Genomic DNA, 23,222 nt, shown 5'->3' on the forward strand with positions numbered 1-23,222 from the left:
GTCGGTGGTCAGTGCCTGCCTCGGTCGAAGAAGCCCTGTCTGGCCCGGTCAGAGACGCCCGCGAGGTTCAGCTCGTAGGTGAAGCCCTGCTCGTAGCGGTAGGACCGGCGGAGGTCAATGGGGTCGATCCCGTTGAGTGACTCCTTCGCCCGGCGAATGATGACCGGGTCCTTGGCCGCGATCTCCTCGGCCACCCGGCGAGCCGTGGCCGCCAGCCGTTCCCGTGGCACCACGTCGAGCACCGACCCGAAGTCCCGCAGCTCCGGCGCGGTGATCTGTCGGCAGGTGTAGACCATCGCCCGCATGAGTTGCTGCGGCACCAGCCGGGACAGGTGCGTCGCAGCGCCCAACGCGCCCCGGTCCACCTCCGGTAGGCCGAAGGTGGCATCGTCGGCGGCCACGACGATGTCGGCGGTTCCGGCGAGGCCGACACCGCCACCGAGGCAGAAGCCGTGGACGGCTGCCACGACCGGCACCGGACACTCGTAGACGGCGGCGAAGGCGGCGTAGCAGCCCCGGTTGACGCCGATCAGCGCCGCGTGGTCGGTGCTGTGCTGGAGCTCTTTGAGGTCCACGCCGGCACAGAATCCTCGCCCCTCGGCGGTGAGGATCACGGCCGCCGCGGCGGGGCTGGCAGCAGCGGTGTGGATGGCCTCGGCCAGCGCGAACCAGTCGTCGCTCGCCAGGGCGTTGACCGGGGGAATGGCGATGACCACCTCGCTGATCCGTCCGTCGCCGCGAATGTCGATGCCCATCGTTGATGCCTCCAGCTCGACCGGATGCTCCGCAGCGGAAGTCACCGGATGCTCCGCAACGGTTGCGACACGCATGGCCGGACCGAACGTCGCCCACGCGAAACCTAGCGCTTGCTTGGCCTGAATCTATCACGAAGCCCAGCCATGTATCGATGCATCGCCCGGAGCCTGGCAGTGCCCTCGGGTTCGGCGTATCCTGCCGAGAAATAGAACAGGTTATACCTGGTCGGTCGTGGAGGTGGGCATGGTTCTCTCGATCAAGTCACGACGGGACGCGGTGGGACTGACCCGGGGGGAACTGCTCCTCGCGGGTGACTGGCGGCCGTCGCGGGACGACCGGACGTGGGTGCACCTGCATCCGGCGACGGGTGAGGAGGTGGGGCAGTTCGCGGTCGCGGACGCCGCCGATGTGGACACCGCCGTCCGAGCCGCCCGAACCGCGTTCGACGAGGGGCCCTGGCCCCACAGCCGCGCGAAGGAGCGCATCCGGGTGCTGCGGCGGACCGCTGACCTCATCCGGGAGCACGCCGACGAACTGCTTGCGCTCCAGGCGCTCGACAACAGTGTGCCGTTGAGCTTTGGTGACGCGTATGCGGTGTCGGCCGAGTGCGCGGCCGACATTTTCGACCATCATGCTGGCTGGGTCGACAAGCTCGGTGGCGAGACGCTGTCGCCCTACCAGGGGGGTGACCACATGGTGTTCACCCTGCGCGAGCCGATCGGGGTGGTGGCGGCGGTCATCCCGTGGAACGCGCCCCTCCTGCTGGCGGCGCAGAAGCTCGCGCCGGCGTTGGCCACCGGATGCACCGTGGTGCTGAAGCCGTCGGAGTACGCCACCTTCGCCGTGCTGCGACTGGTGCGGATTCTCGAGGAGGCGGGCGTACCGCCGGGTGTGCTCAACGTGGTGACCGGGCCCGGGGAGACGACCGGCGAGGCACTGGTCACCCATCCACTGGTTGACAAGATCACCTTCACCGGTAGCCGGGGCGTGGGCCGGCGCATCCTGCACGCTGCGGCGGACAGAATCACCAGGGTGAGTCTGGAGCTCGGGGGAAAGAGCCCATCGATTGTCTTCGCCGATGCCGACATCTACGCCGCGGCGGCACTGACCATGGGAACCGTCACGGTGGGACTGTCCGGCCAGGTCTGCGTGGCCCATACTCGGGCGCTGGTCCAGCGGGAGGTCTACGACGACTTCCTGGCGATCGCCGCCGGTGCGACCGCCCTGGTGCAGTACGGAGATCCCTTCGCGGCCGAGACCACCGCCGCACCACTGATCAACGCGCGGCAGCTGGACCGCGTGCTCGGCTATGTCGGAAAGGGGCAGGCGGAGGGGGCCCGCCTGGTCTGCGGCGGTGAACGGGTTGGCGGAGAGCTGGCGGCCGGCAACTTTGTGACGCCGGCACTCTTCGCCGACGTGGCCAATGATATGGCCATCGCCCGGGAGGAGATCTTCGGTCCGGTGCTTGGGGTGACGCCGTTCACCGACGAGCAGGAGGCGGTGCGCCTCGCGAACGACACCGAGTACGGACTCGCCGCCACGGTGTGGACCAGCGATGTGAAGCGGGCCATGCGCCTGACCCGAGCCGTGCGGGCGGGAACCGTCGGCGTCAATGGCTACCAGGTGGAGCCCCACGCGGCCTTCGGCGGATTCGGCCAGTCCGGTCTCGGGCGGGAGGGCGGACGTGGCTCGGCGGAGTCATTCACCGAGGTGAAGGCCGTCCTCCTGCCCACCACGGATGAGCTCATGTAGGTGGCGGCCGTCGTCGCCGACCCGGCGAAGTGTCCTGGTCGGCGATCGGCGGCGGTTGCTGGGGCCGGCGGCGGCGACCCCCGGTCCGCCGCCGTCTTGCCGCACCCGGGTTGGCTACCGGCTCTCGCCGAACGTGGTCGCCGCCAGCGGCAGGGTGGCCTCGCAGGCGTAGCCCGCTCCGGAGCCCTGCTCGTCGAAGAGCGGTCCCATGGCCTCGTGGAGGGCGGTAGGCGACCAGGACTCGCCATTGGTGTGGAAACTTGCGCGGACGGTGGGTGGGGCCAGCACCGCGGCCACGCCACCGTGGATGACGAAGACCTCGCCGTTGATCGGAGCTCCGGCCGGACTGGCGAGATACCGCACGAGCGGTGCGACGTGTGTGGGGGACAACGGATCGGTCGCCTCCTCGGGGGAGGGTCCCATGAGCTCGCTGGTCATCGCCGTGCGCGCCCGTGGGCAGATGGCGTTGGCTCGGACACCGTACCGGGCGCAGCTCCGCGCGGTCGCGACGGTGAGCGCCACCACGCCAGCTTTCGCGGCGGCGTAGTTTGGCTGGCCGGGCGAACCGAGCAGAAATGCCTCCGAGGAGGTGTTGATGATCCGGCCGTACACCGGGGTGCCGAGAGCCTTGCTGCGTTCGCGCCAGTAGGCGGTGGCGAAGCGGGTGGTGACGAAGTGGCCCCGCAGGTGCACCCGCAGGACGAGGTCCCACTCCTGCGCCGACATGGTGAAGACCATCCGATCGCGGAGGACGCCGGCGTTGTTGACCAGGATGTCCAGTCGGCCGTACGTGTCGAGGGCGGCGTTCAGGAGGGACTCACCGGTCGACCAGTCGCCGACGTCGCCCGGGCACACCGTCGCCTCGCCGCCCGCCGCCGCGATCTCGGCGGCCACCGCCGTGACGGCGTCGCCGGGAAGGTCGTTGAGGATGAGCCGGGCCCCGTTTGCCGCCAGCTCGAGGGCTTCAGCGCGCCCCAAACCGTTACCCGCCCCGGTCACGATCGCGACCGTGCCATCCAGTGTGAACTGCTGATCTGTCATTGGTGCTCCCTCGTCCGCGGGCAGTCGGTGGCTCCGCCGGGCACAGTGGTGACCAATCGCTTGCTTGGGAGCGTATCAGCTTCTCGTTGGCTTCGCCCGAGGAGAGTGATCCGCCCGTGACCCCCCAGCCGACCCGCTCTTCGGGGCCAGAATGCCGTCGAAGATCAGGCGAATGACCGCGTCGGCGATCTGGTCGGCATCCCAGCCGTTACTGCCGCTCTGTCCCCACCGCGTCGGTATCCACAACACATCCCGCAGCAGTCGGTAGGTCAGCTTGGCGTCCAGGTCGGAGCGGAAGAGTCCGCTCTGTTTCCCCCGCTCCAGCTGGTCAACCCAGAGGTGTTCGATCTCCCGGGTGGCGGTACGCAGGTAGTCGAAGCGGGGCACGGCGCGGAAGTGGTTCCAGTCGTTCTGCAGCATGGTCAGGGCGGCGCGATGCCGGGCCAGCGTCGCCGCGCTGGAGCGGACGAACTGCTCGATCGTGCGGCGTGGGTCGTCCATGTCGGCGACCGCCTCCCGGTATCCGGTGAGCACCTCGTTGAGGAATCCGGAGAGAAGCTCGTCCCCGATCGACTCCTTGGAGTCGAAGTGGTGGTAGAGGCTGCCGGAGAGGATGCCGGCCGCGTCGGCGATCTCCCGCACGGTGGTGGCGCGGAAGCCCTTCTCGGCGAACAGCTCACCGGCGAGGCGGACGAGGTGGGCGCGACGGTCCGACGGCAGGCCCGCGCTGCTGGCTTTCTTTGTGGTCACGGTCGAATTATGCCGGTCGCCCCGGCTGCGCCCCAGCCGCTTGCCCGCACCCTTGTTGACCCCTAGTCTAGAACAGGTTCCACTTTTGGAGGTGATCTCGTGCGGGCGGCGATCTTTCACACGGTGGGTGACGACAGGGTCGAGATTCGCGATGACGTGACGGTGATCGGGCCGGGTGCGGGGGAGGTGCGGATCCGGGTTCGCGCGGCCGGGGTGTGTCACTCCGACCGCTCCACGCGCGATGGGGTGCTGCCACACCCGATGCCCGTGGTGCTGGGGCACGAGGCATCCGGCGATGTCGTCGCGGTCGGCGATGGAGTGGACGACCTGGCCGAGGGGGACCGGGTTGTGATCAACTGGCTTCCCGCGTGTGGGTCCTGTCCCTCCTGCGCGCGGGGAGAGTCCTATCTGTGCTTGGCCAACGTGCTGGCGGGCTACGCCCAGCCGCGTTTCCTGGTCGGCGAGACCCCGGTCTTCGCGATGGCCGGGTGTGGCGCGTTCGCCGAAGAGATCGTGGTTCCCCGGGCCGGCGCCGTGAAGGTGGCCCCCGATGTCCCGTACGAGGTGGCGGCGCTGGTCGGCTGTGGCGTGATGACCGGCGTCGGTGCCGTGATCAACACGGCCCGGGTCGAGCCGGGTGCCGCGGTCGCGGTGATCGGCTGCGGCGGCGTGGGCATCGCCGCGATCCAGGGAGCGCGGCTCGCGGGCGCCGCCGTCATCGTCGCGGTCGACACGGTCGAGGCCAAGCAGCAGACCGCCCTACGCTTCGGGGCGACCCACGGCTGCGGCCCGGAGGCGTTGGGGGAGCTGTCGGCTCAACTCACCGACGGTGAGGGCTTCGACTCCGTCTTCGACGTGGTGGCGGTGCCGCAGACGCTGCGTGCGGCGTGGACTGCGGCACGTCGGGGTGGGACGGTGGTGGTCGTGGGTGCCGGTCGATCTGACCAGCAGGTCACCTTCAGCCCCTTCGAGCTGTTGTTCGAGGGGAAGAGCATCACTTCCTCGCTCTACGGTGCGTCGCAGGCGCCGCGAGACTTTGACCGGATGTTTGACCTCTGGCGGGCCGGCCGACTCGACCTGAGTGAGATGATCACGCACCGGCTGCGGCTGGAGGAGGTCGGGGACGCCCTCGCCGCTCTCGGTCGTGGCGACGTGATCCGGCAGGTCATCTGTTCCGACGGCGCCAGCTGACCCGCCGGTGTGGATCGACTCGGCGACCCGGTTGGCCGTGCGACGGCGCGGGGCAGCCGTCAGGTGGGCCAACCGGGGTCGCCGAGCAGCTGGACGGGTGTTCAGCCCACCACCTCGGCGATCTGTCGTAGCTGCTGGGCGTTGCCCTGGACGAGCAGCGTGGTGACCACCGTCTCGCGCCACCGCTGCAGCTCATCGCGGACCTTGGCGACCGGGCCGATCAGGGCGATGTCCTCCACCAGCGCGGTCGGCACGGCGGCGGTGGCCCGCTTCTTGTCGCCCGCCAGGTACGCCTCGGTGATGACGTCGCACTCCTTTTCGTAGCCGAGGCGGGCGAAGACATCCCGGTGGAAGTTGACTGACTTGGCTCCCATACCGCCCACATAGAGCGCGACGAAGGGTCGGAGCCGGTCCGCCGCCCGCTCGATGTCGTCGTGGACGACGATCGGTACGGTCGCGGCGACCTCGAATGTGTCCAGGTCCCGGCGGGCGCCAGGGCGGGCGAAGCCCTCGGCCAGCGCGGCCCGATAGAAGCTGTCCGCCTTGGGGGAGAAAAAGATCGGTAGCCAGCCGTCGGCGATCTCGGCGGCCAGGGCGACGTTCTTCGGCCCCTCGGCGCCGAGGAAGATCGGGATGTCGGCGCGCAGCGGGTGGACGGTGGCCTTCAGCGGCTTACCCAGGCCGGTGCCGCCGCGATGCGGTAGTTGGAAGAAGTCGCCGTCGTACGTGACCGGCTCGGACCGGGCGAGGACGGCGCGGATGATGTCGATGTACTCCCGGGTGCGGGCCAGCGGGCGCGGATACGGCTGGCCGTACCACCCCTCCACGACCTGTGGGCCGGAGACGCCGAGCCCGAGGACGAACCGCCCGCCGGAGAGGTGGTCGAGGGTGAGTGCGGCCATCGCCGCCGCGGTCGGAGTACGGGCCGACATCTGCATGATGTTGGTGCCCAGGCGGACGGTGGAGGTGCTCGCTCCCCACCACGCGAGTGGGGTGAGGCAGTCCGATCCGTATGCCTCGGCGGCCCAGACGGAGTCGAAGCCGAGTCGGTCGGCCTCGGCGATCGCCGCCGTGACGCCCTCCGGCGGCCCGGAGGACCAGTAGCCGGTCGTGTAGCCAAGCTTCATTGGGGTGTCCTTCCAGGTCCCCGGGGGTCCCGGGCGCGGGAGAGGCCGGTGGGGGCCGCCTCGTTCCGCGTGGTGACGGTGAGCAGGGTGCCGGTGGGCAGGGTGCCGGTGGGCAGGATCGACGGTCGGGAGGACTACCACCGGTAGTCCTCAATATGAATAGTCATATCATTGAGTATGGTTCGGGGGAAGGGCCGGCGACCCGGTGCCGGCCCGCCGAACTCCGTCCTCACCCGGACCGGGAGGTGTGGCCATGGCGCTGCGGCACGCGGTGTTGGCGGTGTTGCTCGATGGGGAGTACAGCGGCTACCAGCTAGCCAAAATCTTCGATGTTTCCTGCTCCAACTTCTGGTACGCGGTACCCCAGCAGCTCTACGCCGAGTTGACCAAGCTGGAACGGGCGGGGCTGATCGCCGGTCGCCAGGTCATCCAGCATGACCGCCCCAACAAGCGGCTGTTCACGGTCACCCCTGCCGGCCTCGCCGAACTGGCCGCCTTCGCCGCCGTGCCGTCGAAGCCGTCGTCGATCCGGGAGGACCTGCTCGTCATGGTCCAGGCCGTGGACCGGCTCGACCCGGCACCGGTCATCGCCCAGCTCGAGGAGCGGGCGGTCATCGCCGCCGCCAAGGTGGAACTCTTCGACCGGACGCTCCGGCAGCTGCGCGGTGACCTGACCGAGGAGACGTTCCTGCGCGAGAGCGACCGGATCGGGTCGTACCTCACCTGCCTGCGGGGGCGTCGCTTCGAGCAGGAGAATCGCGAGTGGTGTGAGCGGGTGGCGGCCCTGCTCCGCGCGCGCGTGCCAGTGTCGCGCTGACCCGCCCGCGCCGGGGTGGCCCTCCACCCAGCCTCCAGCGCGAGCCAGCTGTGGCCGATCCGGTCAGCCCACGCCGGGCAGTATTCGACCAAGCCGGGGCGCCGGGGCGGCGCGGCGTGGAATGGTGAGAGCCATGAAGCGGGACCGGGATGAGGTGTTCGTCGAGTACACAAAGTCGATCTGCCCGGTCTGCAAGGTCGTCGTCGACGGGCAGGTCAACCTCCGCGACGACAAGGTCTATCTCCGTAAGCGCTGTCCGGAGCACGGCCAGTTCGAGGCGTTGGTGTACGGCGACGCGCGGATGTACCTCGACAGTGCCCGATTCAACAAGCCCGGCACGATCCCGCTGACCTTCCAGACCGAGGTGCGCGACGGCTGCCCGGCGGACTGCGGTCTGTGCCCGGAACACAAGCAGCACGCCTGCCTGGGCATTATCGAGGTCAACACCGGCTGCAACCTCGACTGCCCGATCTGCTTCGCCGACTCCGGTCACCAGCCCGATGGGTACGCCATCAGCCTCGCGCAGTGTGAGCGGATGCTCGACGTCTTCGTGGCGAGTGAGGGCGAGGCCGAGGTGGTGATGTTCTCCGGCGGAGAGCCCACCATCCATCGGCAGATCCTGGACTTCGTTGACGCCGCACAGGCCCGCCCGATTCGGGCGGTCAATCTGAACACCAACGGAATCCGGCTCGCCAGCGACCGGGCGTTCGTGGCAGCGCTCGGCGAGCGGAACCGTCCCGGTCGGGCGGTCAACATCTATCTGCAGTTCGACGGGTTCGACGAGCGAACACACCGGGAGATCCGCGGTCGGGACCTGCGCGAGATCAAGCAGCGAGCGTTGGACAACTGCGCCGAGGTCGGCCTGACCGTCACCCTGGTGGCCGCGGTCGAACGGGGGCTCAACGAGCACGAACTCGGTGCCATCATCAGCCACGGCCTCGCGCACCCGGCGGTGCGCAGCGTCTCGTTCCAGCCGGTCACCCACTCCGGCCGACACACGCCCTTCGACCCGCTGACCCGGCTGACCAACTCCGACATCATTCACCTCGTCGCGCGGCAGCGACCCGACTGGTTCCGGGCCGAGGACTTCTTCCCGGTGCCGTGCTGCTTTCCGACCTGCCGGTCGATCACCTATCTGCTCACCTCGGGCACGCCCGGCGCCGAGGACTTCGCGGTGGTGCCGATTCCCCGGCTGCTCGATGTTGCCGAACACCTCGACTACGTCGCCAACCGGGTGGTGCCAGACCCCGCTGTCCGAGAAGCGCTGGAGAAGCTCTGGTCGGCGTCGGCTTTCATGGGCACCGACACGACCAGCGCGCGCCTCGCCCAGACTGCCGCGGCGCTGGACTGCGCCGACGCCTGCGGCGTCAACCTACCCGAGGCGGTGGCGAATCTGACCGACCGGGCCTTCATGATCGTGATCCAGGACTTCCAGGACCCGTACACCCTCAACGTGCGGCAGCTGATGAAGTGTTGCGTCGAGGAGATCACTCCGGACGGCAGACTGATTCCGTTCTGCGCCTACAACTCGGTCGGCTACCGGGAACAGGTCCGCGAGCAGATGTCCGGGGTGCCGGTCGCCGACGTGGTGCCCAACGCACTCGCGCTGCGCTCAATGATCACCGATTCCCCGTACGGGTCCAAGGTCGCCCAGCGTTCCGACGGCATCGCCGGCGGGCGGCGGGTGGCACCGGACGCCACCAACGTCGGGCGGCGGATCCGGTGACGACGGGTGAGCCCGCGGCGTACCCGAAGGGTTGCTGCGCCGCGGTCTACGGTTCGGACCTGGTCGCCCTGCTCCTCGGCGAGGCGTACCATCCCGGTGGCTCGTCGCTGACCCGCCGACTCGCCGCCCGACTGGCGCTGACCAGCGGTGAACGTGTGCTCGACGTGGCGAGCGGACGGGGTGCCAGCGCGCTGCTGCTGGCGTCCGAGTACGGCTGCACGGTGACCGGTGTGGACCTCGCCGGTCCCAACGTCGCGGCGGCCACCCGGGGAGCCCGGTCCGTTGGGCTCGCCGACCAGGTGCGGTTCCGGCAGGGAGACGCCGAGCGGCTGGGGGTCGACTCACACTCGGTTGACGTGGTGGTCTGCGAATGCGCTTTCTGCACCTTCCCCGACAAGCCCACCGCAGCGGGGGAGCTGGCCCGGGTACTGGTCCCGGGTGGTCGACTGGGGTTGGCCGACGTCGTCGCCGTCCCCGACCGGTTGCCCCCCGAACTGAAAGGGTTGGGCGCGTGGATCGCCTGCGTTGCCGATGCGCGCCCGCTCGACGAGTACGTCGCCCTGCTGGCCGGCGCGGGGCTGACGACAACCCACACCGAACGGCGCGACCCCGCCGTCACCACGATGATCGACCAGATCGAGGCGCGCCTGACCGTGCTGCGGCTGACCGCTGCGGATCAGGCGGCGGCGCTCGGCCTGGACTTCGCCCGGGCCCCGGCGGTCCTGGCCGCGGCCCGGGCCGCGGTCGCCGACGGTGTGCTCGGCTACGCCCTCCTGACCGCCAGGAAACCGGGCTCTGGCCTGGGCTGAACGTCTCGGCTCGGGCCGGAGCAACGGCGTTCGGTTCGCGGCGACCGGCGGAGGCGGGTACCGATCGGCGTGAGCCGACAGCTTGCCGTCAGGGCGGGCGCCCGATAGCCTCTCGCCGTCAAGGTGCACGGGAAGCCGGTGAAAGACCGGCGCGGCCCTCGCCACTGTGACCGGGTAGTGATCTCTGACTATGCCACTGGGCCCCGCCAGGCCTGGGAAGGCTGGAGTGAACGTCGATCCGGAAGCCAGGAGACCGGCCTTGACACGGATCTCATCCACGAGGTGCTGGAAGGGAAGGTCATTCGATGCATATCGCCGAGGGGTATCTCCCTCCGGAACAGGCGGCGGCATGGTTCGTCGTGTCCGCGCCATTCGTCGTCCACGGGAGCCGGGCCCTGGTCCGGCAGGTCCGTGCAGATCCAGAATCGAAACTGCTGCTCGGGGCAGCCGGTGCCTTCACCTTCGCGCTGTCCGCATTGAAGATCCCGTCGGTGACCGGGTCGAGCTCCCACCCGACCGGCACCGGGCTGGGGGCGGTGCTGTTCCGACCGCCGGTGATGAGCGTGCTGGGCGGCATCGTGCTGTTGTTCCAGGCGCTGCTGCTGGCCCACGGCGGGCTGAGCACCCTGGGCGCGAACATCTTCTCGATGGCGATCGTCGGCCCGTGGGTAGCGTATGGGAGCTACACAGTGGTCCGTCGCGCTGGTGGCGGCCTGGGCCCGGCGGTGTTCGCCGCTGCGGCCCTGGGCAGCCTGGCAACGTACGGGGTCACCGTCGTCCAGTTGGCCCTGGCGTTCCCCGACCCGATGTCCGGCATCGTCGGTGCGTTGGCGAAGTTCGGCGGGATCTTCGCCGTGACCCAGATCCCACTGGCGATCAGCGAGGGACTGCTGACCGTGCTGGTGGTCCGCCTGCTGAGTCGGACCAGCGGGGATGACCTGCGTCGGCTCGGCCTGCTGCGCCCGGCGGCGGAGGTACGGGTATGAGGCGCTTCTCCTTGGTCAACCTGCTACTGCTGCTCGCGGTGCTGCTCCTGGCGGTGGTGCCGCTGGCGTTCGGCCTCGGGTCGGGGGAGGAACCCTTCTCCGGGGCGGACGCCCTTGCCGAGCAGGCCATTGTGGACGACCACCCCGACTACCAGCCATGGTTCTCACCGATCTACGAGCCGCCGTCGGCCGAGCTGGAGTCGGCGTTCTTCGCCCTCCAGGCCGCGCTCGGGGCCGGTCTGCTCGGCTACTGCTTCGGTGTTGCCCGGACCCGGCAGCGGCTGCGCGACGCTGCCGGCCGGCAGCGCGGCTAGCGTGTTCGCCCTCGACATCGCCGCGCACACCGGGCCCTGGCGAAATCGGCACCCCGCCGAGAAGGCGCTGCTCGCGCTCGGGCTGCTGATCTGCGCGGTGGCCCTGCCCGCCTGGCCCGGCGCGCTCCTGTCCGGTGGTGCGGCGGTGGTGCTGCTGGCCGCCGCACGGGTACCACTGGTCGTGGTGCTGCGGGCGGCCCGGGTGCCGCTGCTTTTCGTGGTCACGTCGACGGTTCCGTTACTGGTGTCGATGCCGGCTCCGGCCCGACTGGCCATCGACCCCGCCAGCCTGCCGGTGGCGGCGCAGACCGCGGGCCGTTCCGTGGCGGCGTTGACCTGTCTGTTGCTGTTCACCGCCACCACACCGTTGTCGGATGTCCTGCCACGACTGCACCGGCTGGGGATCCCTCCGGCGGTGACCGAGGTTGCCGCGCTGACGTACCGGATGCTCTTCCTGCTGGTGGAGAGCGTGCGTGCGGTCCGGCAGGCGCAGGCGGCCCGGCTTGGCTTCCGTACCTGGCGGACCGCCTACCGCTCCCTGGCCGGTCAGGCGGGGGCGGTGTTCGTCCGGGCGATGCACCGGGCGCGGCGGCTGGAGGAGGGACTGGCGGTGCGGGGCTACACCGGTTCACTCGCCGTGCAGGTGGCGGCCCGTCGGGTGTCGGTGCCGTTCGTCGCGGCGACCGCGATGCTGCTTGGCGCGATCGTTACTTTCAGTGCTGGATTGGTGTCCCCTTGGTGAACGCCCCACTGCTGGAGTTCGACGACGTCAGCTTCGCCTACCAGCCGCGTCGGCCGATCCTGGCCCGGGTCGACCTTCGGGTCGACCCGGGGCAGCGGTTGGCCGTGCTGGGCCCGAACGGTGGCGGCAAGACCACGCTGTTCCGGCTGGCGGCCGGCGCGCTGCGGCCCGCCGGGGGCCAGGTCGCTGTCGGCGGCATCCCGGTCCGGTATACCCGGGCCGGCCTACGGGAGCTGCGGCAGCAGGTGCAACTGGTGGTGCAGGACCCGGACGACCAGCTCTTCTCCGCCAACGTCCGGCAGGATGTCTCCTTCGGGCCGGTCAACCTGGGGCTCCCGGCCGAGCAGGTTCGGCGGCGCTGCGACGCGGCGCTGGCGGCGCTCGGTGTGTCGGCGATCGCTGAGCGGCCCACCCATCTGCTCTCCTACGGCCAGCGCAAACGGGTGGCCATCGCCGGTGCGGTGGCGATGCACCCGCGGCTGCTCATTCTCGACGAACCGACCGCCGGGCTTGACCCAGCCGGGGTGGAAGCACTGCTGCGTACCCTGGACGACCTGCACACAGCGGGTACGACGGTGGTGCTCTCCACCCACGATGTCGACCTCGCCTTCCGCTGGGCGGACGCGGTGGCGGTGGTCGCTGGCGGCGGGGTGCGCACCGTAGCAACGGTGGATGGCCTGGCCGATCCGGCGCTGCTCGCGGCGGCACACCTGGCGCCGGCGTGGGCGCCGCTGGTGCACCGGCTCCTGGACCGGATTCCGGAGCTGGCGGGGGCCCGCCCGCGCGCGGTGGCCGAACTCTCCGCGCTACTCAACGATGCCGCGCCGCGCAACGATGCCGCGTCGGACGACCGGTGATCGCCGCAACCCGACGCGCGGCGTGGCCGGGGCAGCGGTCACGCCGTGCCGGGCCACGGCAACGGTGCTGATCCCGCTGGGACAGCGGCGCCAACGGGCACCGAGCGGTGCTCGGCGCCCGTTGGCGCCCGTTGGTCAGGCCGTGCCGCGTCGGCGGCGTAGTAGCACCAGGCCGCCGGCTAGCAGGACCACCAGGATCCCGCCGCCGATCACCGCCGCCGGGCCGGTCCCGCTGCCGCCGCCGTCGGTCGCCGCCACCGGGCTGGCCGACGCGGACTCCGTCGGCGGTGTGGTGGGCTCGGCCGCGGGGGACGACTCTGCCGGCGTCGGAACCGGCGCCTCGGCGCCAGCGGGATCGGCGACGGTGAACGCGTACGAGCCCTGGACCGGGTGTCCGTCGGCGGAGACGACCCGGTACGCGACGGTGTAGGTGCCGTTCACCAGAGGCGCATCGATGCTTATCGTGCCCGCTGCCCCGGTGACCACGGGTTCACCGGTGGGGACCTTCTGCTCTGCGGCGTCCGAGAGGACGATGGTGGTGAACGCCGGATCCAGCTTCTGGAGGAACTCCAGGGTGATCTCGGTCGGCGCCTTGTCCAGCTCGGCGTTCTTGGCCGGGGTGGTGGCCTTGAGGGAATTGTGCGCGGCGGCCGGGGAAGCCGGTACGAGTAGCAGCGCGGCGGCGGCGAGGACGGCGGCGAGGAAGCCGGCGGGTCTCGGGCGGGTGTTGGTCCGCATGGTTCTCCTGTCGAGGTCAGCCGAGCAGTTGCTGGCCGATCCAGCCGCCTTCGGGGCAGCCGGGTGGGATCGCGAAGACGGCGGAGCCGATCGGGGTGGTCCACTCGTTGAGTAGGTCCCGTTCGGCCAGGCGTCGTTGGATGGGTAGGAACTGACGGGTGATGTCGGCTTGGTACGAGGCGAAGATCAGGCCGCTGTCCGCAGTGCCGTCGGCACCGGGCACGCCGTCGTAATTGTAGGGGCGGCGCAGAATCCGGAGCCGGTCCTCGGTGACGTGGGAGCGGGTCAGGTGCGAGAAGTCCGGGATGACGGTGAGCCCGCCCGACCCGAGGGCGTCGAAGTCGGGCTCGTCGTGTTCGTCCGTGCCCGTCAACGGCGCGCCGGTGTCGAGCCGGCGGCCCACGGACAACTCTCGATCGGTGCGGCCGAGGAGGTCCCACGTCTCCAGGTTCATGCTGATCCGCCGGATGACCAGGGTGGTGCTGTCGCGTAGCCACGACGGCCCGTCCGGTACCCACACCGCGGTCTCCAGGGGAGTGCCCGGCTTCGGGTTGGCGGTGCCGTCGAGCTGGCCGAAGAGGTTGCGCTGGGTGCGCCCCGGCTCGGCTCCGGCCGCGCGCCGGAAGCCTTGCTGTACCCAGGCGACGGTGGCGAAGGGGCGGCTGTCCTTCACCAGTACCCGCTGGGCGTGCGCGACGGTCAGCGGGTCGTCGGCGCAGATCTGCAGCAGCAGGTCCCCGCCGGACCAGTGGGGGGAGAGTCGGTCGATGCGCAGTGCCGGGAGGGCGACCACCGATGGTGGCCGCCGTTCGTCGAGGTTGGCCGCCTGGTAGAAGCCGGGGCCGAAGCCGAAGGTCACGGTCAGCCGGGCTGGCAGTAGCCCGAGCTCCGGCTCGGTGTCGGCCAGGGCGGGACGGCCCTGGGTGAGGCGGGCGGCGTCGTCGGAGAGCAGTCGCAGCATCCGTCCCAGCGCCTCCCGGTCCGTCTCCGGCCGGAGAGCGAGCGCGACGAACGCCGCATGCGCCTGCGGTTCGGTGGCGACCCCCGCCTGGCGGGTGCCGTGGAACGGTTCGACGGCGAGCCCGATCTCCGCCACCGGCGTCATCTCGGCGGGGCGGGTCGCGGGGTCGTCGGAGCCGACGGCGGTGACGGCCACGGCGGCGCCGAGCGCGCCACCGGCAGCCAGGGCACCGCCCGCGAGCAGACCGCGTCGGCTCACCGCGCGGGGGCCGCTCCCAGTCATGACGCGGCGCTGGGGCTCATGGACATGTCCGGCATACCGTGCTCGGGGTTGTAGCTCTCCTCCGCACCGGTGAACGGCTTCGCCACCGCCGTGAACGATTGGGTCCGCCCATCGGCGAAGGTGAGGGTGAAGGTCAGCTCATCCCCGGCCTGTACCGGTCGCTTCAGATCCAGCATCATGAGGTGGTCGCCGCCGGGCTCGAGCATGTGGCTGCTCTTCGCCTTGATCACGATGCCGCCCTCCTTGGCCTGCATGACCATCTCCCCATCCTTCATGGCCATCTCATGCAGTTCCATCGGCGACACCTCGGTGCTGACGCCGGTCAGGGTCACGTCGGCGTCGCTCTCGTTCACCAGGGTGGCGAACGCCGCGGTCATCCCCTTGTCGGCGGCCTTCACCCACGGGTCGTTGACTCCGACCACGTCGGCGGGGGCATCCGCCGCCGGAACGGCCGACTCCGACGGGGTGGGGTTGGTCGCCGACGAGTCGCCGGACGAGCCACAACCGGTCATGGCGGCGGTCAGCAGGGCAGCGGCGACCAGGGCGGCCGGGCGTAGGCGCCGACCGGTGACGTTAATGGGCATGTAGACCTCTCTGAGTACGGTTTGCCTGTTGGTCGGTGAGGCAGGGCGGGAAAGTTCCCCGTGATTCGGTTAGCAACTTCACCGGGATCGCGACGCTCAGGCCGCAGCGTTGTCCCGATGGCACGCCGAGCCCGGAAACGGCGGGGGTACGAGCCGCAGACCCGGTGGGGGCGGCTCATCCTCGGCCGGGATGCGCCAGCGGGGCCGATCAGGGCGAAGGTCGGTGGGCGGGCCGTCCGGGTGTAGGCCTGGCCGGGACATGGCCACGACGATCGCGTAGCCAACGAAGAGGAATCCGTGACTGACCAGCCGGGCGGTCTCCACCCGGCCGGTCATCAGGTCGTTGACCGACAAGAGCACCAGGGTGCCGACGAAGGCGCTCAACATGGGTAGCAGCCCGGTCGGCGGGGTGCGGCGGGCGGCCACGAACAGGAACCCGGCACCGACGGCGATGTTCCACGCCGCTGCCTCGTGCCAGAGGTGGCCCGAGGCCAACGGCCCGCCGGCGTGGATGTGCGGGCCCGCCGCCGCCTGACCGACCTGCGTCAGACCCAGTGTGACCTGCAGCGCCCCCGTCAGCCCGAGCGCTGCCCGCAGGGCGATGACCAGCCGCTGTCGCCACGGCGGCCGCGTCGTCACCCCCGTCGGGGCCGCCGCCGGGGTCGTTGCGGGGAGCGCGGCCAGGACCGCGTCGGTGAGGTCGGGGCCGACCACGCTGACCGACAGCCGGGCCCGTCGGGTGATCGCCGCCGCCTGGTCGAACCACGTCTGGCACGCACCGCAGCTGGCCAGGTGGGAGTCGGCTGCTGCCCGCTCAGCCGGGGTCTCCTCCCCGTCCAACTGCGCCGACAACACCTCGCGCCACTGCTCACACCCCATGTACCGGTAGTCGGACCGGTGTCGGCGCTGGTTCCCGCCCGGGACGGGAAGGTCTTCAGCCGGCTGCGGGGTGGCGGTCCGATCCGCCGGAGCGGGCCTGTAGCGCGACAACCAGCTCCTCCCGAGCCCGGGACACCCGTGACCTGATCGTGCCGACCGGGCAGCCGCACACCTGTGCGGCCTCGGCGTAGGAGAGGCCGAGAACCTGGGTGACGACGAAGGCCTCCCGGCGGTCGGTCGGGAGCGCCGCGATGATCTGCTCCAGGGTCACCTGCTGGTCGAAGCCGCTCTCGTCGGCGTCGGCGAGGTCGTGTGAGCTGGTCATCGGGACCGTCCGCGGGCGGGACGTGGCGGTTCGCACGTGGTCCACGGCGACCCGCCGGGCGATGCTGAACAACCAGGTACGCGCTGAGGAGCGGCCGGCGAATGAGGGAAGCGACCGCAGCGCGCGCAGGTAGGTCTCCTGCGCCAGGTCATCCGCCTCGGCGGGGGAGATCAGGGCGGCCAGGAAGCGCCGAACCTGTTGCTGGGTCGCCCGGATGAAGGCGGCGGCAGCCGCCTGGTCACCGCGTCCTGCCTGGAGAGCCCACGAGGTGACATCGGTGTCGTCGGTCACGGTGGGTACCTCCGGGGGTCGCCGTTCGGCGCGAACGACGGGCACAAAAATGCCCGTACGGGACGGCTGAGCATCGTGCTGAACGGTAGCGTACGACCTTCCCGGCACGTCGCTCTCTCGCCGTTTCGGGTCGCCAACTGTGGGGGATCACTTTGCGGCGGCGGCTCCCGCCTCCTGGGCGGCCCGACCCATCCGGGTGACGGCGTCGGTGAGGTTGGCGGGGGAGGTGGCGAGGTTCAGTCGGACCCAGCCCGCTCCACCAGTGCCGAAGGCGTTCCCGGAGCTGAGGGACACGCCGGAAGGCCTCCTTGAGGGCCGCGAGATCGATTCGTAGGTCGGCTCCGAGCGGGGCCTCGACCACCTGCCGTCCGGCGTGGCGGGCGAACGCGTAGAAGGGCGGGTAGACGGGGGAACAGACGACCACGGTGTCGCCGGGGTCGGTCACCAGCCGGAGCACCTCGACGATGCCCAGCATCACGTCGGGTACCACCGCGGTTCGGCCGGGGGAGAAGTCGGTCCAGCCCGAGCGTTCGGCGGCGAATTCGCCGAACGCCTCCGCGTACCCCGTCGGGTGGGCGTAGCCGGTGTCGCCGAGCGCGATGGCGCGCTGGAGCGCGTCGGTAACGGCGGGGGCGAGGGGGACGTCCATCTCCACCACCCAGAGCGGAAGCATGTCCGGGGCGTATCTGCCCCACTTCACGCTGGTGCGTCGCCGGAGCTGGTCCAGCGTGAGCTGGGCAAGCGGGTTCGGTGCGGCGGTGGGGAGATCGGCGGAGGGCGTGGGGCGGGACATCAGCCCAACCTAGGGCGTCCGGCGGCGGGTGGACTGTCGGCCGCTATGCGCTTGCCCAACCATTGAACGACTGTTTAATCTAGCGGAGTGGCATCGGTTGGCGGGGGCTTCGAGACGCCGGCCCTCGGGCGTTCCACCCAAGGGCTGCACGTCGACCGCTCGATGCTCGACGACTATCTGATGTACGTCCCGGATCCGCCCGCGGCGGGCGACGCAAAAGGAACTGCGTACCGGCTGTCACGCCCCCCGGCGTGAATTTCTCCACGGCGGCCACCCACCGACTCTTCGTGGCCCTCCGCGTGACCGGCGACATCAGACCAACCCTGGGGCTTCACCGTGCCCGGGTCCTCCCCCGAACGAGGTCTACGACCATGACCACGGCAATCGACATTCAACGCATCGACAAGCTCTTCGGCCGCACCAAGGCACTGGACGGTCTCGACCTGCAGGTCGAGACCGGTACCGTGCACGGCTTCCTCGGCCCCAACGGTGCCGGCAAGTCCACCACCATCCGGATCCTGCTGGGGCTGCTCCGCGCCGACCGCGGCCGGGTCCGGCTACTCGGCGGTGATCCGTGGGCCGACGCGGTGCGACTGCACCGCCGGCTCGCCTACGTCCCCGGCGACGTGGAACTGTGGCCGAACCTGACCGGCGGCGAAGCGATCGACCTCTTCGCCCGCCTGCGCGGCGGGACCGACCCGGTTCGCCGCGACGAGCTGTGCCAACGCTTCGACCTCGATCCGCGTAAGAAGGGGCGGACCTACTCGAAGGGCAACCGGCAGAAGGTCGCCCTGATCGCGGCGCTGGCCAGCGACGTGGACCTGCTGCTGCTCGACGAGCCGACCGCCGGGCTGGACCCGCTGATGGAGGCGGTGTTTCAGGAGTGCATCCGGGAGGCCTGCGTGGCCGGCCGGACCGTCCTGCTCTCCAGCCACATCCTCGCCCAGGTCGAGGTGCTGGCCGACCAGATCTCGATCATCCGGCAGGGGCGGATCGTCGAGACCGGCTCCCTGACCGAACTGCGTCACCTGACCCGGACCTCCGTGGACGCGATCGTCGACAGTCCGGCCGCCTCGCTCGCCACCCTGGCCGGCGTGCACGGGCTGCAGGACATCGACGGGCACGTCCGCTTCGAGGTTGACGGCGATCACCTCGCCGTCGTCATCCGGCGGCTCGGCGACCTCGGCGTACGCGGGCTGACCGTCCGGCCACCGACCCTGGAACAGCTGTTGCTGCGGCACTACGGCGATGAGCCGGCCCGCCACGGGGCGGTGGCGTGATGGCCACCGTGATGGTGCGCCGTCCGGTGGTCGCGACGCGCGGCCGGGGCGGCGGCCGGGTCACCGGGACCGGCACCCTGCTGCGGTTCATGCTGCGCCGCGACCGGATCCGCTTCCCGGCCTGGACCCTCGGCCTGGCACTGCTGATGGGATACTTCGCCACCGCGCTGGAGACCTTCGTCGAGAGCCCGGCGGACCTGGAGGGGCTGACCGCCTTTTCCGGCAGCCCGGCCGGTGCGCTCTTCGGCGGCCCGGGATTCGGCTTCGACGACCTGACCATCGAGCGTTTCCTCGCCGGGCAGTACGGCCTCTACGTGGCCATCGGCGCGGGCCTGATGGGGCTGTTGACCGTCGTGCGGCACACCCGCGTGGAGGAGCGCTCCGGTCGGGCCGAGTTGATCCGCGCCAACGTGGTCGGCCGGCACGCCCAGCTCACCGCCGTGCTGGCGCTCGCCACCACGATGGCCGTGGTCGTCGCAGCCCTGATCGGTGGCCTGATGGCCAGCCGGGGCTACGACCTCGGCGGGTCGTTGCTGTTCGGCGCCGCGGTCGGTGCGGTGGCGCTGGTATTCGCCGGAGTCGCGGCCGTCACCGTTCAGCTGTCGGAGTATCCGCGGGCCGCCTCCGGCACGGCCGGTGCCCTGCTCGGAGCCGCGTTCGTGCTGCGCGGGCTGGGTGACATGGCGGCAGTGCAGGGCAGCGGCGCGTCCTGGCTGTCCTGGCTGTCCCCGCTCGGCTGGTCCCAGCAGACCGCGCCGTACGTGCACGACCGCTGGTGGCCCCTGGTGATCTCGCTGGCCTTCGCGGCGACCGCCGCTGCCGCCGGGTACGCGCTCTCCGTCCGCCGGGACTTCGGTGCCGGGCTCGTGCCGCCCCGCCCGGGCCCGGCCCGGGCGGCGGCCTGGCTGGACGGGCCGCTCGCGCTCGCGTTCCGGCTGCACCGGGCCAGCCTGATCGGGTGGACTGTGGGACTGCTCGCCGCCGGCCTCGCCTACGGCTCGTTCACCCAACCACTGCTCGACGGGTTCACCGATGCCCCCGAGGACATGGTCGCCATCATGGGCGGGGCGGAGAACCTGCTGGACGGCTACCTCGGCACCATGGGCCTGACCATGGCCCTCGCCGTCGGGGTCTACGCGGTGCTCGCCCTGCAGACCCTGCGCGCCGAAGAGAGCGAGGGGCGCGCCGAGTCGGTCCTCGCGACGGCGGTCAGCCGCTCGGCCTGGATCGGCAGCCACCTCGTGGTGACGGCGGTCGGCGTACCGTGGCTGTTGCTGGTCGCTGGCGCCGGTATGGGCGTTGGGGCGGCGGTGAGCACCGGCGACGCCGGGTCCTTCGGTGGTCTGCTGCTCGGCCACGTGGCGCACACCCCGGCGGTCTGGCTGCTCCTCGCCGCCGCCGCGTTGCTCTATGCGATGGTGCCGCGGGTGCTGCCGCTGATCTGGGTGGTGCTCGGCTACGGGCTGATTGTCGGGTACTTCGCCCCGATCCTCGAGATTCCCACCAGCGCCGTGCGGTTGTCACCCTTCGCGCACGTCGGCGAGCATCCGTTGGAGGACGTCAGCGTGGTCGCGGTCCTGGTACTAACCGGGCTTGCCGCGGTGACCGCCCAGGTGGCGCGCCTGGTGTTCCGGCGGGACGTGGTCGGTCGCACCTGACCGGATGGCCGGTGGGGCGGCGAGGGATCGTCGCCCCACGGGAACCTTCCGGCGCCCGGCCACGTCTGATCCGACATGACCAATAGTCGACTCCGCTGGACGGCGCCCGCCGTGTCGCTGCTCCTGCTCGTCACCGCCTGCGGCCCGCAGGGTGAGGCGGCCAACGCTGACGGTCCCGGCCAGCCGGAGGGGTCGCACCCCGCTGACGCGGTGGTGTTCCAGATGACCTCCATCGGTGGGTTCGGGATGCCGTCCGCGCTGGCCAGCCGCATCCCGGCCATCAGCGTCTACGGTGACGGGCGGGTGATCAGCGAGGGCCCCACGATCCTGATCTATCCTGGGCCCGCGCTGCCCAACCTCCAGGTTCACCCGATCGCCCCCGAGGCCGTGTCGACGCTGCTGGAGTCGGCGCGGGCCGCGGGCGTGGACGGCGCGGTGGACTTCGGCACTCCGACGATCGCCGACGCCCAGACAGCCCGATTCACGGTACGTGGCGCGAACGGCACCGAGCAGATCGACGTCCCGGCTCTCACCGAGGCGGGCGACGGCGCGTACGGCCTCACCGCCGACCAGCGGGCGGCCCGGACGCGGCTGCGGGCGTTCGTCGCGTCACTCACCAGCGACTCGGGTCTGCTGGCGCCGACCAAGGGGGACAGCGCGAAGCCCTACGTGCCCACCGTGGTCGCGGGCGTCGCGGTACCGTTCACCGACCCCGAGGGCCTCGGCCAGCCCGAGGTGGCCTGGCCCGGGCCGACGTTGCCCGGCGAGCCCCTCGGTTCCGACAACGGGCCGGGCTGTGTGACCGTCACCGGAGCTGAGCTGCAGACGCTGCTCGCGGCGGCGGAGGAGAGCACCGCGGCGGCGCCGTGGACCTCGGACGGCAAGAGCTGGACGGTGCAGCTGCGACCGTTGCTGCCGAACGAGACGAGCTGCGGGGACCTCGTGGCCAACGGCTGACGCGGGCCCAGGCCGGGCAGCGCGAGCCGCCCGGGGGATTGCGGCGGCGAACGTGAGGGTTGATCATGTGCTGCCATGGACTCGGCATTGACCCTGATCGGACTGCCCGTCGCACTCGGCATCATCATGCTCGGCCTGGGCCTCGGGCTGACCGTGGCGGACTTTCGCCGGGTGGCCCGATATCCGAAAGCCGCCCTCATCGCCCTGGTGTGTCAGGTGCTGGTGCTACCGGCGCTCTGCTTCGGGCTGGTGCTCGCCTTCGGCCTGGCCCCGGAGCTCGCCCTCGGGATGATGCTGCTGGCCGCATCGCCCGGGGGCACCACCGCCAACCTCTTCAGCCACCTGTTCGGCGGGCACGTCGCCCTCAACATCACCCTGACCGCCATCAACTCGGTGCTGGCCGTGGTCACCCTGCCGATCGTGGTCAACCTCTCGGCGGCGTACTTCCTCGCCGACAGCGGGGGCCTGGGTCTGCAGTTCGACAAGGTGCTGCAGGTCTTCGCCATCGTGCTCATCCCGGTCGTGATCGGCATGCTGATCCGGGCCCGGGCGCCCCACGCCGCCGTACGCCTGGACCGGCCGGTCCGGGTCCTGTCGGTTGTGGTGCTCGTCGCGGTGGTCGTCGGCGCGGTGCTGAACGAACGGGAGAATCTCGCCGACTACTTCGTCTCGGTCGGTCTGGTGGTGTTGGCGTTCAACGTGCTCAGCCTCGCGGTCGGCTACGGGGTGCCCCGGCTGGCCGGGGTTGATCGGGGCGCCGCGACCGCGTCCGGATTCGAGATCGGCATCCACAACAGCACCCTGGCGATCACCGTCGCGCTCAGCCCGGCGTTGCTCGACAACACCCGGATGGCCATCCCCGGTGCGGTCTACGGCATCGTCATGTTCTTCACCGCCGCGGCCTTCGGCTTTCTGGTGACCCGTACCAGAGCCCGGTCGGAGGGGCCGGTTGGCCAGAATCCGTAGCAGCGGGGGATGGTAGACATTCGGCGTGGTGGAGCGGAGTAGGACCGGCGAGCGTGGCATCGAGGACGCGGTTCTGGACGCCGCCCATGACTGTGTCCTCGCCTATGGCGTACGTCGCACGACCGTGACCGACGTGGCGCGTCGCGCCGGGGTTTCCCGGATGACCGTCTACCGGCGCTGGCCGGACGCGCAGTCGCTGATCGGCGATCTGATGACCCGGGAGTGGCAGCATGTGCTGCTGGCCACGGCGACCGACGAGGGCACCGGAAACGCCCGATCCCGCCTGGTCGAGCGGGTGGTGGCGGGAGCGCGGGTGATGCGGGAACACCCGTTGCTGTGCAAGATCCGCGACGTTGATCCGGAGGTGCTGATCCCGTACCTCCTCGACCGGCGGGGTGCGGGCCAGGAGGAGATGTTGCGCTTCCTGGTGGACGCCGTCGCCCATGGCCGGGCCGACGGCTCGGTCCGGTCCGGCGAGGCCGAGACCATGGCCCGGGTTGTCCTGCTGACCACGCAGTCCTTCGTGCTCTCCGCTCGGACCGTCGCCGACGGTCTCTCCGCCGCCAGCCTGGACCGGGAGCTGGCCCGGTTGGTGGACGGCTACCTGCGGCCGGACCAGAACTCATCCCGCTGATCTCCT

Annotated in this window: 25 protein-coding genes, 1 pseudogene and 1 riboswitch; of the genes and pseudogenes, 15 read left to right on the forward strand and 11 right to left on the reverse strand. The window is 70.7% G+C overall.

Annotated elements, in window-relative coordinates:
* Positions 1 to 8: 8 nt before the first annotated feature.
* Positions 9 to 755, reverse strand: a complete 747-nt coding sequence (locus tag AC1UKG_RS06870) for an enoyl-CoA hydratase family protein (protein ID WP_026271136.1) — start codon at positions 753 to 755, stop codon at positions 9 to 11.
* A gap of 244 nt (positions 756 to 999) precedes the next feature.
* On the opposite strand from AC1UKG_RS06870, the gene AC1UKG_RS06875 reads away from it, so the two are divergent.
* Positions 1,000 to 2,508, forward strand: a complete 1,509-nt coding sequence (locus tag AC1UKG_RS06875; RefSeq protein WP_482642237.1) for an aldehyde dehydrogenase family protein — start codon at positions 1,000 to 1,002, stop codon at positions 2,506 to 2,508.
* Positions 2,509 to 2,622: 114 nt separating this feature from the next.
* On the opposite strand, the gene AC1UKG_RS06880 is transcribed toward AC1UKG_RS06875, so the two are convergent.
* Entirely contained in the window at positions 2,623 to 3,549 is a 927-nt protein-coding gene (locus AC1UKG_RS06880) for an SDR family NAD(P)-dependent oxidoreductase (protein ID WP_482642236.1), read from the reverse strand.
* Positions 3,550 to 3,624: 75 nt separating this feature from the next.
* Positions 3,625 to 4,299, reverse strand: a complete 675-nt coding sequence (locus tag AC1UKG_RS06885; protein ID WP_482642235.1) for a TetR/AcrR family transcriptional regulator — start codon at positions 4,297 to 4,299, stop codon at positions 3,625 to 3,627.
* A 99-nt stretch (positions 4,300 to 4,398) separates the two neighbouring features.
* On the opposite strand from AC1UKG_RS06885, the gene AC1UKG_RS06890 reads away from it, so the two are divergent.
* A complete protein-coding gene (locus AC1UKG_RS06890) occupies positions 4,399 to 5,490 on the forward strand; it encodes a Zn-dependent alcohol dehydrogenase (RefSeq protein WP_018742217.1) in 1,092 nt (363 codons plus the stop codon).
* Between the two features lie 101 nt (positions 5,491 to 5,591).
* Here AC1UKG_RS06890 and AC1UKG_RS06895 read toward each other — a convergent pair whose 3' ends face one another.
* Positions 5,592 to 6,617: an LLM class F420-dependent oxidoreductase gene (locus AC1UKG_RS06895; RefSeq protein WP_018742218.1), complete on the reverse strand. Its 1,026-nt coding sequence runs from the start codon at positions 6,615 to 6,617 to the stop codon at positions 5,592 to 5,594.
* Between the two features lie 253 nt (positions 6,618 to 6,870).
* Here AC1UKG_RS06895 and AC1UKG_RS06900 point away from each other — a divergent pair, with 253 nt between their 5' ends.
* The 7 genes from AC1UKG_RS06900 to AC1UKG_RS06930 all read left to right on the forward strand — a co-directional run bounded on the left by AC1UKG_RS06900 (position 6,871) and on the right by AC1UKG_RS06930 (position 12,868).
* Positions 6,871 to 7,434: a PadR family transcriptional regulator gene (locus AC1UKG_RS06900; RefSeq protein ID WP_018742219.1), complete on the forward strand. Its 564-nt coding sequence runs from the start codon at positions 6,871 to 6,873 to the stop codon at positions 7,432 to 7,434.
* A 133-nt stretch (positions 7,435 to 7,567) separates the two neighbouring features.
* Positions 7,568 to 9,160, forward strand: coding sequence for a radical SAM protein (locus AC1UKG_RS06905; RefSeq protein WP_018742220.1), 1,593 nt, complete (start codon positions 7,568 to 7,570; stop codon positions 9,158 to 9,160).
* Positions 9,157 to 9,969, forward strand: coding sequence for a methyltransferase domain-containing protein (locus tag AC1UKG_RS06910; RefSeq protein ID WP_018742221.1), 813 nt, complete (start codon positions 9,157 to 9,159; stop codon positions 9,967 to 9,969). Before AC1UKG_RS06905 ends, AC1UKG_RS06910 begins: the two co-directional genes overlap by 4 nt.
* A 104-nt stretch (positions 9,970 to 10,073) precedes the next feature.
* Positions 10,074 to 10,245, forward strand: a riboswitch (cobalamin riboswitch).
* Positions 10,246 to 10,274: 29 nt separating this feature from the next.
* Positions 10,275 to 10,955 (forward strand): energy-coupling factor ABC transporter permease, encoded by a 681-nt coding sequence (locus AC1UKG_RS06915; protein ID WP_018742222.1) that lies wholly within the window; start codon positions 10,275 to 10,277, stop codon positions 10,953 to 10,955.
* On the forward strand, positions 10,952 to 11,269 hold the full coding sequence (locus AC1UKG_RS06920) for an energy-coupling factor ABC transporter substrate-binding protein (RefSeq protein WP_018742223.1): 318 nt from the start codon (positions 10,952 to 10,954) through the stop codon (positions 11,267 to 11,269). Before AC1UKG_RS06915 ends, AC1UKG_RS06920 begins: the two co-directional genes overlap by 4 nt.
* Position 11,270: 1 nt before the next feature.
* Positions 11,271 to 12,011: a cobalt ECF transporter T component CbiQ gene (gene cbiQ, locus AC1UKG_RS06925; protein WP_482642234.1), complete on the forward strand. Its 741-nt coding sequence runs from the start codon at positions 11,271 to 11,273 to the stop codon at positions 12,009 to 12,011.
* A complete protein-coding gene (locus AC1UKG_RS06930; protein WP_482642233.1) occupies positions 12,008 to 12,868 on the forward strand; it encodes an energy-coupling factor ABC transporter ATP-binding protein in 861 nt (286 codons plus the stop codon). The genes cbiQ and AC1UKG_RS06930 overlap by 4 nt, the downstream gene beginning before the upstream one ends.
* A 135-nt stretch (positions 12,869 to 13,003) precedes the next feature.
* Here the strand turns inward: AC1UKG_RS06930 and AC1UKG_RS06935 are convergent, their stop codons facing one another.
* The 7 genes and pseudogenes from AC1UKG_RS06935 to AC1UKG_RS06965 form a co-directional block, all read right to left on the reverse strand.
* A complete protein-coding gene (locus tag AC1UKG_RS06935) occupies positions 13,004 to 13,606 on the reverse strand; it encodes a copper resistance CopC family protein (protein WP_029122898.1) in 603 nt (200 codons plus the stop codon).
* Between the two features lie 16 nt (positions 13,607 to 13,622).
* Positions 13,623 to 14,849 carry a Dyp-type peroxidase gene (locus AC1UKG_RS06940; protein WP_026271133.1) on the reverse strand — a complete coding sequence of 409 codons (1,227 nt, stop codon included), beginning with the start codon at positions 14,847 to 14,849 and terminating at the stop codon, positions 13,623 to 13,625.
* Complete coding sequence (locus tag AC1UKG_RS06945) at positions 14,846 to 15,433, reverse strand: copper chaperone PCu(A)C (protein WP_018742228.1); 588 nt, start codon at positions 15,431 to 15,433, stop codon at positions 14,846 to 14,848. Before AC1UKG_RS06945 ends, AC1UKG_RS06940 begins: the two co-directional genes overlap by 4 nt.
* 96 nt (positions 15,434 to 15,529) lie before the next feature.
* On the reverse strand, positions 15,530 to 16,312 hold the full coding sequence (locus AC1UKG_RS06950) for a zf-HC2 domain-containing protein (RefSeq protein ID WP_482642232.1): 783 nt from the start codon (positions 16,310 to 16,312) through the stop codon (positions 15,530 to 15,532).
* Between the two features lie 55 nt (positions 16,313 to 16,367).
* Complete coding sequence (locus AC1UKG_RS06955) at positions 16,368 to 16,928, reverse strand: sigma-70 family RNA polymerase sigma factor (protein WP_482642231.1); 561 nt, start codon at positions 16,926 to 16,928, stop codon at positions 16,368 to 16,370.
* A 147-nt stretch (positions 16,929 to 17,075) separates the two neighbouring features.
* Positions 17,076 to 17,222 carry a hypothetical protein gene (locus AC1UKG_RS06960; RefSeq protein WP_018813405.1) on the reverse strand — a complete coding sequence of 49 codons (147 nt, stop codon included), beginning with the start codon at positions 17,220 to 17,222 and terminating at the stop codon, positions 17,076 to 17,078.
* Positions 17,221 to 17,721: pseudogene (locus AC1UKG_RS06965) on the reverse strand (aminotransferase class I/II-fold pyridoxal phosphate-dependent enzyme); the annotation flags it as partial. The pseudogene AC1UKG_RS06965 and the gene AC1UKG_RS06960, both read right to left, overlap by 2 nt.
* Before the next feature lie 87 nt (positions 17,722 to 17,808).
* On the opposite strand from AC1UKG_RS06965, the gene AC1UKG_RS06970 reads away from it, so the two are divergent.
* The 6 genes from AC1UKG_RS06970 (at position 17,809) to AC1UKG_RS06995 (ending at position 23,216) form a co-directional block, all read left to right on the forward strand.
* Complete coding sequence (locus AC1UKG_RS06970) at positions 17,809 to 17,976, forward strand: hypothetical protein (RefSeq protein ID WP_196230258.1); 168 nt, start codon at positions 17,809 to 17,811, stop codon at positions 17,974 to 17,976.
* Positions 17,977 to 18,092: 116 nt separating this feature from the next.
* The gene (locus AC1UKG_RS06975; RefSeq protein WP_018742231.1) at positions 18,093 to 19,001 is read left to right on the forward strand and encodes an ABC transporter ATP-binding protein; all 909 of its coding nucleotides are present in this window, start codon (positions 18,093 to 18,095) and stop codon (positions 18,999 to 19,001) included.
* Complete coding sequence (locus tag AC1UKG_RS06980) at positions 19,001 to 20,659, forward strand: ABC transporter permease (RefSeq protein WP_482642230.1); 1,659 nt, start codon at positions 19,001 to 19,003, stop codon at positions 20,657 to 20,659. Before AC1UKG_RS06975 ends, AC1UKG_RS06980 begins: the two co-directional genes overlap by 1 nt.
* Positions 20,660 to 20,734: 75 nt before the next feature.
* Positions 20,735 to 21,616: a hypothetical protein gene (locus AC1UKG_RS06985; RefSeq protein ID WP_482642229.1), complete on the forward strand. Its 882-nt coding sequence runs from the start codon at positions 20,735 to 20,737 to the stop codon at positions 21,614 to 21,616.
* 75 nt (positions 21,617 to 21,691) lie between these two features.
* Positions 21,692 to 22,582: a bile acid:sodium symporter family protein gene (locus AC1UKG_RS06990; RefSeq protein ID WP_018742234.1), complete on the forward strand. Its 891-nt coding sequence runs from the start codon at positions 21,692 to 21,694 to the stop codon at positions 22,580 to 22,582.
* Between the two features lie 25 nt (positions 22,583 to 22,607).
* A complete protein-coding gene (locus tag AC1UKG_RS06995) occupies positions 22,608 to 23,216 on the forward strand; it encodes a TetR/AcrR family transcriptional regulator (RefSeq protein ID WP_018813403.1) in 609 nt (202 codons plus the stop codon).
* Positions 23,217 to 23,222 lie beyond the last annotated feature (6 nt).

The organism is Salinispora sp. CH2A1_6 (genome assembly GCF_056820975.1).

Bases quoted from the DNA above. Each gene is read 5' to 3' on its own strand.
- AC1UKG_RS06870 (WP_026271136.1), bottom strand. From the start codon at position 755: ATGGGCATCGACATTCGCGGCGACGGACGGATCAGCGAGGTGGTCATC.
- AC1UKG_RS06875 (WP_482642237.1), top strand. From the start codon at position 1,000: ATGGTTCTCTCGATCAAGTCACGACGGGACGCGGTGGGACTGACCCGG.
- AC1UKG_RS06880 (WP_482642236.1), bottom strand. From the start codon at position 3,549: ATGACAGATCAGCAGTTCACACTGGATGGCACGGTCGCGATCGTGACC.
- AC1UKG_RS06895 (WP_018742218.1), bottom strand. From the start codon at position 6,617: ATGAAGCTTGGCTACACGACCGGCTACTGGTCCTCCGGGCCGCCGGAG.
- AC1UKG_RS06900 (WP_018742219.1), top strand. From the start codon at position 6,871: ATGGCGCTGCGGCACGCGGTGTTGGCGGTGTTGCTCGATGGGGAGTAC.
- AC1UKG_RS06905 (WP_018742220.1), top strand. From the start codon at position 7,568: ATGAAGCGGGACCGGGATGAGGTGTTCGTCGAGTACACAAAGTCGATC.
- AC1UKG_RS06915 (WP_018742222.1), top strand. From the start codon at position 10,275: ATGCATATCGCCGAGGGGTATCTCCCTCCGGAACAGGCGGCGGCATGG.
- AC1UKG_RS06920 (WP_018742223.1), top strand. From the start codon at position 10,952: ATGAGGCGCTTCTCCTTGGTCAACCTGCTACTGCTGCTCGCGGTGCTG.
- AC1UKG_RS06935 (WP_029122898.1), bottom strand. From the start codon at position 13,606: ATGCGGACCAACACCCGCCCGAGACCCGCCGGCTTCCTCGCCGCCGTC.
- AC1UKG_RS06940 (WP_026271133.1), bottom strand. From the start codon at position 14,849: ATGACTGGGAGCGGCCCCCGCGCGGTGAGCCGACGCGGTCTGCTCGCG.
- AC1UKG_RS06945 (WP_018742228.1), bottom strand. From the start codon at position 15,433: ATGCCCATTAACGTCACCGGTCGGCGCCTACGCCCGGCCGCCCTGGTC.
- AC1UKG_RS06950 (WP_482642232.1), bottom strand. From the start codon at position 16,312: ATGGGGTGTGAGCAGTGGCGCGAGGTGTTGTCGGCGCAGTTGGACGGG.
- AC1UKG_RS06975 (WP_018742231.1), top strand. From the start codon at position 18,093: ATGACCACGGCAATCGACATTCAACGCATCGACAAGCTCTTCGGCCGC.
- AC1UKG_RS06980 (WP_482642230.1), top strand. From the start codon at position 19,001: ATGGCCACCGTGATGGTGCGCCGTCCGGTGGTCGCGACGCGCGGCCGG.
- AC1UKG_RS06985 (WP_482642229.1), top strand. From the start codon at position 20,735: ATGACCAATAGTCGACTCCGCTGGACGGCGCCCGCCGTGTCGCTGCTC.
- AC1UKG_RS06990 (WP_018742234.1), top strand. From the start codon at position 21,692: ATGGACTCGGCATTGACCCTGATCGGACTGCCCGTCGCACTCGGCATC.